We start from the raw sequence: 324 nt of genomic DNA on the forward strand, positions 1-324 counted from the left end.
CCGGTTTCAGCGTAAAATCTCTGCATCACGGTCAACATGGGCCGGAGGCCTGCGGCTGGCAACCTGCGCCCTGCCCGCTCTCTTCGCAGAGGGCGCCACTATTCACGGACAGCTGGTTTGCAAAGGGACAACATTCGACAGCCCGGACGGCAAGGCGCTCAGCCTGCAAAATGCCCAGATCAAAGATACGCTCTTCCTTAGCAAGGCCACGGTCAACGGAACGGCGCACCTCATCGGGGCCAAAATCGGTGGTCAACTGGCTTGCGACGGCGCGACCTTCAGTACCCCGCAGGGTGAAGCCCTCAACCTGCAAATTGCAGAGAT

1 protein-coding gene is annotated in these 324 nt (G+C 59.9%); it reads left to right on the forward strand.

What is annotated here, in order from left to right; genetic code table 11:
* A partial coding sequence (locus tag Q5L94_RS13530) for a hypothetical protein (RefSeq protein ID WP_317498881.1) occupies positions 1-324 on the forward strand: 324 nt, incomplete at both ends.

The sequence above is a fragment of the Idiomarina sp. Sol25 genome (assembly GCF_033052775.1).
Taxonomy (GTDB): domain Bacteria; phylum Pseudomonadota; class Gammaproteobacteria; order Enterobacterales; family Alteromonadaceae; genus Idiomarina.